Raw genomic sequence first — 2,177 nt, forward strand, 5'->3', positions numbered from 1 at the left:
CTGCAAAAAGGTTTTCCTGTGAACGGTGAAACGTGAACTTAACTGTTAGGCGCCTTCAAAGAGCTCTATACGGTCGCCTTCCTTGAGCGTAATAATAGCTTTCTTCCAATTCCTTTGCCTTCCGAAAGTATACCCCCGTCTCCTAAGCTTCCCCTTGACGGGGATGGTGTTCACATCAACTACGGTGACTTTGAAAATATCTTCAATCGCCTTGCGAATCTCACTCTTGTTGGCCCTTGGATGAACTTCAAAAGTATACTTATTTTGCTCAATCAGTTTGTAACTTTTCTCAGAGACGACGGGTCGAATGATGATATCCCTGGAATCCTTCACCTACTGAAGCACCTCCGTTAATCGGTTCAAGGCATCTCGGGTCAGAATTAAAACATCATTATCGAGGACATTATATGGATTGACCTCCGAGACCTCTATTACCTTCGCAAAAGGGATATTCCGTATAGCCCTCTTTACATCCTCATTCCCTTCTGCGACCACGACCGTCGTCTTCTTTGTGACCTTAAGATTTTTTAATACCCTTACGGCTTCTTTAGTCTTGGGGCGTTTGAGCTTGAAATGATCCAAAATTATGAGTTCCGAATCTCTGGCTTTCGCACTCAAAGCCGATTTCAGAGCAAGTTTTTTAACCTTCTTGGGTACCGAAAAAGAATAATCTCTGGGCTTAGGACCAAAGACGACCCCTCCCCCCCGCCACAAGGGAGAACGGATAGTCCCAGCTCTTGCTCGACCAGTTCCCTTTTGACGCCAAGGTTTGGCGCCCCCTCCCCGAACCTCATTTCTGGTTTTGGTTGAAGCCGTTCCACTTCGCATGGCTGCACGCTGAGACCTAATGACCTGATGAAGTAGGGATTCATTGACCTCGCTTTCGAAAATTTGGGGGTTGAGTTCAACCTCGTCTATCTTCTTTCCCCTAGCACTCAGAACCGGTAATTTAAGCATGTTTACTCCTTTTGGCGGATTTTCCCTTCACCTTCATCGATTCCTTGATCATGACCAAGTTGCCCGCGGCTCCGGGTATGCTCCCTTTGAGGAATAAAAGATTTTGATCCGGAACCACCTTAGCAACCTCTAAATTTTGTACCGTGACTCTCTCATTGCCCATGTGACCAGGCATCTTCTTTCCCTTAAAAACTCTTGAGGGATCGGCACATGCTCCAATGGAACCCGGTGCCCTGTGGAAACGCGAACCGTGAGAGGCAGGACCTCCTTTAAATCCCCATCTCTTCATGACACCTGCAAAACCCTTACCCTTGGAGATACCGGTGACATCTATTCTTTCTCCCTCGGAAAAGATATCAACTGTGAGAACTTGACCCACCTTGTAATCTTCACCTTCTGCAATAGTCACTTCGGCCAGATATTTTTTTGGGGAAACCTTTGCCCTGGCAAAGTGTCCTTTAAGTGGTGCATTAAGGTGTTTTTCCTTAACCTCATCAAAACCGATTTGGATGGCAGAATATCCATCCTTTTCCTTCGTTTTCACCTGAGTGACCACACAAGGTCCCGCTTCTACCACGGTTACGGGCACCGCTTTATTCTCTTTAAAAATTTGGGTCGTCCCCAATTTCTTTCCCAAAATCCCCCTCATCAATCCCGCACCTCATTCAGATCTTTACAGTTTAATTTCTATATCCACACCCGCTGGCAAATCTAGCCTCATCAGCGAATCCACCGTCTTAGGTGTGGGATCCAAAATGTCAATGAGTCTTTTGTGAATCCTCACCTCAAACTGCTCTCGAGAATCCTTGTTCACATGAGGAGATCGAAGCACACAATAAAGACTACGTTCCGTGGGAAGAGGAATTGGACCCGAAATCCTGGCTCCCGTCCTCCTCACGGTATCCACTATTTTTTTTGCCGATTGATCGACTATTTCATGATCATATGCTTTTAGTCTTATTCTTATTTTTTGGGTCTTCATGGATACCCCCTATAGCTAGTTCACGGTTCACCTTGGTTTGCTGGTTTGTTAGTTGACTGGTGCTTGTCTAATTTTTCTAGCCAACCAGCAAACTAGCTAACTAGCCAACGGGTGAACTATTAGGCCAATATCTTGGTCACCGTGCCCGCACCGACTGTTCTTCCCCCCTCCCTTATGGCGAAGCGCAGTCCCTCCTCCATGGCTATGGGTGTGATCAGCTCTATCTCCAGTTCAACAT

General features: G+C 46.3%; 5 protein-coding genes. All 5 read right to left on the reverse strand.

Annotation, left to right across the window (positions count from 1 at the left end; translation table 11 throughout):
* Positions 1–45: 45 nt before the first annotated feature.
* Positions 46–333, reverse strand: coding sequence for a 50S ribosomal protein L23 (rplW, locus tag AB1466_01670; GenBank protein ID MEW6188809.1), 288 nt, complete (start codon positions 331–333; stop codon positions 46–48).
* Entirely contained in the window at positions 334–957 is a 624-nt protein-coding gene (gene rplD / locus AB1466_01675; GenBank protein MEW6188810.1) for a 50S ribosomal protein L4, read from the reverse strand.
* Entirely contained in the window at positions 950–1,609 is a 660-nt protein-coding gene (gene rplC / locus AB1466_01680; GenBank protein MEW6188811.1) for a 50S ribosomal protein L3, read from the reverse strand. The genes rplD and rplC overlap by 8 nt, the downstream gene beginning before the upstream one ends.
* 21 nt (positions 1,610–1,630) lie before the next feature.
* The gene (rpsJ, locus tag AB1466_01685; protein MEW6188812.1) at positions 1,631–1,939 is read right to left on the reverse strand and encodes a 30S ribosomal protein S10; all 309 of its coding nucleotides are present in this window, start codon (positions 1,937–1,939) and stop codon (positions 1,631–1,633) included.
* A 119-nt stretch (positions 1,940–2,058) separates the two neighbouring features.
* Positions 2,059–2,177, reverse strand: a 119-nt coding sequence (locus tag AB1466_01690) for a hypothetical protein (GenBank protein MEW6188813.1), incomplete at its 5' end; no start/stop codon positions are given.

This window comes from Actinomycetota bacterium, from assembly GCA_040755895.1.
Lineage (GTDB): Bacteria > Actinomycetota > Aquicultoria > Subteraquimicrobiales > Subteraquimicrobiaceae > Subteraquimicrobium.